Annotated in this window: 6 protein-coding genes and 1 riboswitch; of the genes, 4 read left to right on the top strand and 2 right to left on the bottom strand. The window is 70.1% G+C overall.

Translation table 11 applies throughout. From position 1 onward, the window contains the following. On the bottom strand, window positions 1-851 hold an 851-nt coding region (locus tag BN11_RS09360), incomplete at its 3' end, for an ABC transporter ATP-binding protein (RefSeq protein ID WP_048696948.1). 90 nt (window positions 852-941) lie between these two features. Here BN11_RS09360 and BN11_RS09355 point away from each other — a divergent pair. The 4 genes from BN11_RS09355 to BN11_RS09340 all read left to right on the top strand — a co-directional run bounded on the left by BN11_RS09355 (window position 942) and on the right by BN11_RS09340 (window position 5,551). Then, window positions 942-1,463, top strand: a complete 522-nt coding sequence (locus BN11_RS09355) for a GbsR/MarR family transcriptional regulator (RefSeq protein ID WP_048696946.1) — start codon at window positions 942-944, stop codon at window positions 1,461-1,463. A gap of 66 nt (window positions 1,464-1,529) precedes the next feature. Then, window positions 1,530-1,634, top strand: a riboswitch (TPP riboswitch). 37 nt (window positions 1,635-1,671) lie between these two features. Continuing rightward, entirely contained in the window at window positions 1,672-2,826 is a 1,155-nt protein-coding gene (locus BN11_RS09350) for a thiamine ABC transporter substrate-binding protein (protein ID WP_048696943.1), read from the top strand. A gap of 8 nt (window positions 2,827-2,834) precedes the next feature. Continuing rightward, window positions 2,835-4,535, top strand: a complete 1,701-nt coding sequence (locus tag BN11_RS09345) for an ABC transporter permease (RefSeq protein WP_048696941.1) — start codon at window positions 2,835-2,837, stop codon at window positions 4,533-4,535. Further along, window positions 4,532-5,551 carry an ABC transporter ATP-binding protein gene (locus tag BN11_RS09340; protein ID WP_048696939.1) on the top strand — a complete coding sequence of 340 codons (1,020 nt, stop codon included), beginning with the start codon at window positions 4,532-4,534 and terminating at the stop codon, window positions 5,549-5,551. The genes BN11_RS09345 and BN11_RS09340 overlap by 4 nt, the downstream gene beginning before the upstream one ends. Before the next feature lie 159 nt (window positions 5,552-5,710). Here BN11_RS09340 and BN11_RS09335 read toward each other — a convergent pair. Further along, window positions 5,711-6,311: M50 family metallopeptidase (locus tag BN11_RS09335; protein WP_048696938.1), on the bottom strand; the 601-nt coding region annotated here is incomplete at its 5' end.

The raw sequence follows: 6,311 nt of genomic DNA, 5'->3' as shown, positions 1-6,311 counted from the left end.
TCGAGGGTCGGCGGAGTGGCGGTGAGGGAGCGCACCCCGTGCGCCGTGAGCCGGGCGAGGAGGTCGCCGACCTGCGCGCTGTCGACGAGGCAGGAGAACCGGTCCCCGTCGACGGCGACATCGTGGGCGCCGGGGAAGGCCGTCAGATCCGTTGGTGGCGAGGCCAATTCGGCCGAGATATGGGTGCGGGTCAGATGCCGCAGCTGGGAGAGCGTACCCGACTCGACGATGCGTCCGGCGCGGATGATGCTCACGTGATCGCAGAGCTTCTCGACCTCGGAGAGGATGTGGCTCGACAGGAGTGCACTGACGCCCTGATCGCGCCGCTCGCGGACGATGTCGGTGAAGACGCGCTCCATGAGTGGGTCCAGGCCCGACGTGGGCTCGTCGAGCAGGAGCAGTTCGACGTCGGAGGCGAGGGCGGCCACGAGGGCGACCTTCTGCCGGTTGCCCTTGGAATAGGAGCGGCCCTTCTTCGTCGGGTCGAGGTCGAAGCGTTCGATCAGATCGGCGCGCTTGGCCTGGTCCAGTCCGCCGCGGGCCCGGCCGAGCAGGTCGATGATCTCGCCGCCGGTGAGATTGGGCCAGAGGGAGACGTCGCCCGGGACGTACGCGAGACGGCGGTGCAGCGCCGGCGCGTCGGCCCACGGGTCGCCCCCGAGCAGGCGGGCGGTCCCGCTGTCCGGGCGGAGCAGACCGAGCAGGACCCGGATCGTCGTGGACTTGCCCGAACCATTGGGTCCGAGGAAGCCATGCACCTGACCGGATTCGACCTGCAGGTCGAGGCCGTCCAGCGCCCGGGTCGCCCCGAAGGTCTTGACGAGGCCGGCGATATCGATGACATGTGCCACCCCTCCATAGTGCCACTGGTGTCAGGAATTTGTGAATGTTGCTAATCTCCTGTCATTACGTGGCCGGGGGGCAGTGAAGGAGGCGGTGACATGACGGAGGCGAGCAGCGGGAACGAGGCGAGCGGCGGCGGTCGCGACGAGTCACGGGTGACCGCCTTCGTCGAGACCTTCGGTGCCACGCTGACCGCTGCGGGGATGCAACGGCTGCCCGCCAGGGTGATCGCGGTCCTGCTCGCTGACGACGACGGCCGGATGACCTCGGCGGAGATCTGCGAGGCGCTGCACGTCAGCCGGGCCGCAGTGTCGGGGGCCATCACATTCCTGCAGGCCTACGGCTTCGTGACCAAGGAACGCGAACGCGGCACGCGGCGCGATGTCTATGTCCTGCATACCGATACCTGGCACGACGTGACGCTGCAGAAGGCCGCTGTCATCGGCTATCTGGTCGATCAGCTCCAGCGCGGAGCCGAGGCTGTGGGCCTCGAGACGGCGGCAGGGCGCCGGCTCCGCTATTCGGCGGACTTCTATGCGTTCGTGACTGATGAGATGGACCGGATCATCGCGAATTGGGAGATCCGGCGCGAGCAGATCCGGGCGCAGTATCTCGACTGATCCGCTCGCCTGCCCCAGCCGTTCCCGCCTACCTGCGGGAACAGCAGCCGAGGGTGCTAGCGTTCACCCCACAGACAGGGGAGCGCCACCGGGCGCTGAGAGTGCGCGTGAGCGCAGACCCTCGGACCTGATCCGGTTCGCACCGGCGTAGGGAGTCGGGATTCTCCTCGGCACATGCCGAGCCCTCCAGATTGATGGAGGAGTCATCATGACCACACTGATCACGTCACGACGCACCCGTATGCCGCGGGCCGCCTGCGCCGGAGCCGTCGCCGTCGCGTTGCTGGCCGCGTGTTCTGACGGCGGGAGCGCGGGCACCTCGAGCAGCAGTTCCGCCGCCTCTCAGAGCGGGTCAGCTAGCGCGTCGGAGTCGGCGTCGGAGAGCGCGAGCGCGGAACTGACCCGCTCGGACAGCCTCACCGTCGTCACCCATGACTCGTTCAACCTCTCCGACGAGGTCAAGAAGCAGTTCGAGTCCGACACCGGGATCAAGGTCACCTATGTTGCGCCGGGCGACGCGGGCACGGTGGTCAACCAGCTGGTGCTCACCAAGGACGCACCCCTCGGCGATGTCGTCTTCGGGGTGGACAACACCTTCGCGAGCCGGGTCGAGACCGCCGGGGTCCTCAGTGCGTACCCGGGCGCCGCCCTGCCCGAGTCCGCCAAGGCGATGCTGGCGGACGACTCGGGGATGCTCACCCCGATCGACTACGGCGACGTGTGCGTCAACGCCGACAAGGGCTGGTTCGCCGACAAGAAGCTGGACGTCCCGGCCACCCTCGACGACCTGGCGAAGCCGGCATACCAGGATCTCCTCGTCGTCGAGAATCCCGCTTCCTCCTCTCCCGGCCTGGCCTTCCTCGCCGCCACCGTCGGCGCCAAGGGCGAGAACGGCTACCTCGACTACTGGAAGTCGTTGAAGGACAACGGTGTCAAGGTGGCCAAGGGCTGGACCGAGGCCTACACCGGGGACTTCTCCGGTTCGTCCGGCAAGGGCCCGCGCCCCCTGGTCGTCAGCTACGCGACGTCTCCCGCGTTCGAGGTGGACGAGGGTGCGAAGGAGTCGCGCACGGTGGCACTGCTCGACACGTGCTTCCGCCAGGTCGAGTACGCAGGCATTCTCAAGGGCAGCCAGAACGAGTGGGGCGCACAGAAGTTCATCGATTACCTGCTCACGGCGGGTGTCCAGGCGGACATTCCCGGTCAGATGTACATGTATCCCGTGGACTCCTCGGTCGAGCTGCCGGCCGAGTGGGTCAAGTTCGCCCCGCTCGCCACGAAGCCCATCACGGTCGACGCAGCCACGATCGGCGCGAACCGTGAGACCTGGATCAAGGACTGGACCGCCGAGGTCTTGGGCTGACCGCTGACGTGACGACCTCGACCGCACCCGCCCGGGCCGATCGGCGCGCCCGGGGCGGACCGTCGTGGGTATGGCGGTGCGGCTGGCTCCTCGCGGCCGCGATCCCGTTGGCCTTCCTCGCGCTCTTCTTCGCGTGGCCCGTCGCGACGCTGGTCGGGCGCGGGTTCGCCTCGGAGGACGGATCGACGCTCGGCGCGGTGGTCGAGGTGCTGACGTCCGCGCGCACGTGGCGGATCCTGCGCACCACACTGACCCTGGCCGTGCTCGGCACCGTGGTGTCGGTCGCGCTGGGAGTGCCGGGGGCCTACCTGCTGTATGCCGTTCGCTTCCCCGGCCGTGGGCTGCTGCGGGCGCTCGTGACGGTTCCCTTCGTGCTGCCGAGTGTCGTCGTGGGCGTGGCCTTCCTGTCGCTGCTCGGGACGAACGGCCCGTTGGGATTCTTGGGGTGGGAGGAGTCGCTGCCGGCGATCGTCGCCGCGCTCGTCTTCTTCAACTACTCGGTGGTGGTGCGGACCGTGGGGGGATTGTGGTCACGCCTCGATCCGCGGGCGGTCGAGGCTGCCCGGGCGCTGGAGGCGAGCCCGTCCCGGGCTTTCCGCACGGTGACCCTGCCGGCGCTCCTGCCGGCGATCGCCTCCGCGACGACGTTGGTCTTCCTCTTCTGCGCGTCCGCGTTCGGGATCGTCATGGTCCTCGGCGGCGTCCGCTACAGCACCATCGAGACCGAGATCTGGTATCAGACAACGCAATTGCTCGATCTGCCCGCGGCGGCGGCGCTGTCGATCACTCAGCTGGTCGTCGTGACGCTCGCGCTGCTGGCGACGTCGTGGACGAGTGCCCGGCAGGAGCGCGCGCTGCGATTGCGGGGGGACGCGAGTGGCGAGCACACCTGGTCGTGGCGCCGCGACTGGGCCGCCACACTGGTCACCGGCGCGACGGTGCTCGGTGTCCTCGCGCTGCCCATGGCGACGATGCTCCTGCGTTCGTTGCGTGATCGTGAGGGCTGGACCCTCGATCACTATCGAGCGCTCGGCACGACCGTGGGCCGGTCGCTCCCGGTGCCGGTCTGGACGGCGATCCGCAACTCCCTCGTCGTCGCCCTCGAGGCGACGGCCATCGCGCTGGTGCTCGGCACCCTGGTCAGCCTCGTCGTCAGTCGTCGGCCGCGTGATCCGTTGGCGCGCAAGGGTTTACGCGCCCTGGACGCCGCGTTCATGTTGCCGCTCGGAGTGTCCGCCGTGACCGTGGGTTTCGGCTTCCTGATCACCTTGAACCGGCCGCCCCTTGACCTGCGGTCCTCGATGCTGCTCATCCCCGTCGCCCAGGCGATCGTGGCGCTGCCGCTCGTGGTGCGCTCGATCCTGCCCGTGCTGCGGGCCATCGATCCGCGCCAGCGGGAAGCCGCCGCGACGCTCGGGGCCGGTCCGGGCCGAGTGCTGCGCACCGTGGACGGACCCTTCCTGGTGCGTGGCCTCGGTCTCGCGGCGGGCTTCGCGATGGCCACCTCGCTCGGTGAATTCGGCGCCACGTCATTCCTCGCCCGGCTCGACCGCCCCACACTGCCCGTGGTGATCTTCCGTCTCATCGGCAGACCGGGCGAGGCGAATTTTGGTGCGGCACTGGCCGCTTCGGTGGTGCTGACCACACTCACCGCGGTGGTCATGCTGCTGGCCGAACGGCTCCGGCCCGCGGAAGCGAGCGAACTGTGAGCGCGGCCGGCCTGTCGGTGCGCGACATCGTCGTTCGCTTCGGGCCGGTGACCGCGGTCGACCACATCGACCTCGACGTCGCACCGGGCGAGATCATCGCCCTGCTCGGCGCCTCCGGGTCCGGCAAGTCCTCCCTGCTGCGCGGGATCGCCGGCCTCGAACCTATTGCCGGCGGCAGTGTCGCGTGGGACGGACTGGATCTGAGCCGCACCCCGGTGCACCAGCGCGGCTTCGGCGTGATGTTCCAGGACGGGCAACTCTTCCCCCACCGCGATGTCGGCGGCAATGTCGCCTACGGCATCGCCGGCCTGCCGCGCGCCGAACGTCAGGCCCGGGTGACCCAGTTGCTCCATCTGGTCGGGCTCGCCGGTTACGAGCACCGGGCGATCACGACCCTCTCGGGTGGACAGGCGCAACGGGTCGCCCTGGCCCGCTCGCTCGCTCCCCGGCCCCGGCTGCTGCTTCTCGACGAACCGCTGTCGGCCCTCGATCGTGCCCTGCGCGAGCGCCTCGTCGGCATGCTGCGCACAACCTTGAAGGCGACCGAGACGACGGCGGTCTATGTCACGCACGACCAGGACGAGGCCTTCGCCGTCGCCGACCGGGTCGCCGTGCTCATCGACGGACGCATCGCGCAGATCGGCTCGCCGGGTGAGGTCTGGCGCGATCCGGCACGCGCGGACGTGGCCCACTTCCTCGGCTACAGCCCGCTGTTGCCGGCCGGGGTGGCCGCCGGACTCGGCTACCCGGATCCGTTGGGGGACAAGCTCGTCGCCGTCGGCCCCGGTGGCCTGGTGACCGACCCGGCCGGGCGGCGGCTCGAGATCGTCGAGCAGGTCGACCATCGCGGGTATGCCGCGATCCGGGTCCGAATCCCCGGCGACGGCACCGCCGTGGTGCGGGCCCCCGCGCAGGTGCCCGAGACGGCCATCGCCGTCCGGCTCGACCCGGCCCAGTGCGCCGTCGTGGCGGCGTCGCCGGACGGCGCCGACCGCTCCGGTGCTCCGACGATGTAACGTCCGGCCGTCTGCGTCGACAAGGGGTAGGGACAAGGAGGTATGACGGTGCTGACGACCGAGCAGGTGCGGACTCTCGGCCGGAATCCCGATGCCTTCGAAGCCTTCTACCGTGCCGATGTGCGCGATATCGAGCTCCCACACACGTGCGTAGTCGGATCAGAGTTCTCCGGCGGCGACGAGCGTGGCAGCGGCGCACACGAGAGCCCAGCTGAGCAGCCATACGACGCCCGGGACCCCGGTGAGGCGGCGCAGGACGGCGTGGTCGTCGCCGGCGCGACCGCGCTGCCATACCGCCGCCAAACCACGCCAGGCGCCGGCGAGCAGCACCAGCCCGAGGATCGTCAAGGCGTGGACCTGGACGGTGTCGTCGCGCCACCACCAGGCGGACGCCGTCGCCGCCAGGGCGACGGTCAGGACCACACCGGTCATCACGGACCGGATGCGCGGCAGCAGCACCACCTCCCCGAGCAGCAACAGGGCGAGGAGGGGCGCGGCATACCCGTGCGCGGCCGCCCAGACCAGGCCGCAGCCCGCGAGCGCCGGCGCCGGATAGCCCGCCCACGTGGTGGCGATCCGGCCGAGGCCGCGCACGGGCCCGACGGTCACGGCGTGGCCCGAGGCATCACCCGAGACGACGAAGCCGGTGAAGCGGCGCCCGCACAGCACTCCCACCAGCGCATGCCCGGCCTCGTGCACCAGCGTCACGGCGAGACGCACCCGGCGCCACAGCGGCGGCCAGCCGATGATCACGCCCGCC

It is taken from the genome of Nostocoides australiense Ben110 (genome assembly GCF_001050535.1).
Lineage (GTDB): Bacteria > Actinomycetota > Actinomycetes > Actinomycetales > Dermatophilaceae > Nostocoides_A > Nostocoides_A australiense.
Note: the sequence above shows the minus strand (reverse complement) of the source record. Positions and strands in the feature narration are given on the sequence as shown.

What these genes read in the sequence shown, in the direction of transcription:
- BN11_RS09350 (WP_048696943.1), top strand. Translation starts at nt 1,672, where the DNA reads ATGACCACACTGATCACGTCACGACGCACCCGTATGCCGCGGGCCGCC.
- BN11_RS09355 (WP_048696946.1), top strand. Translation starts at nt 942, where the DNA reads ATGACGGAGGCGAGCAGCGGGAACGAGGCGAGCGGCGGCGGTCGCGAC.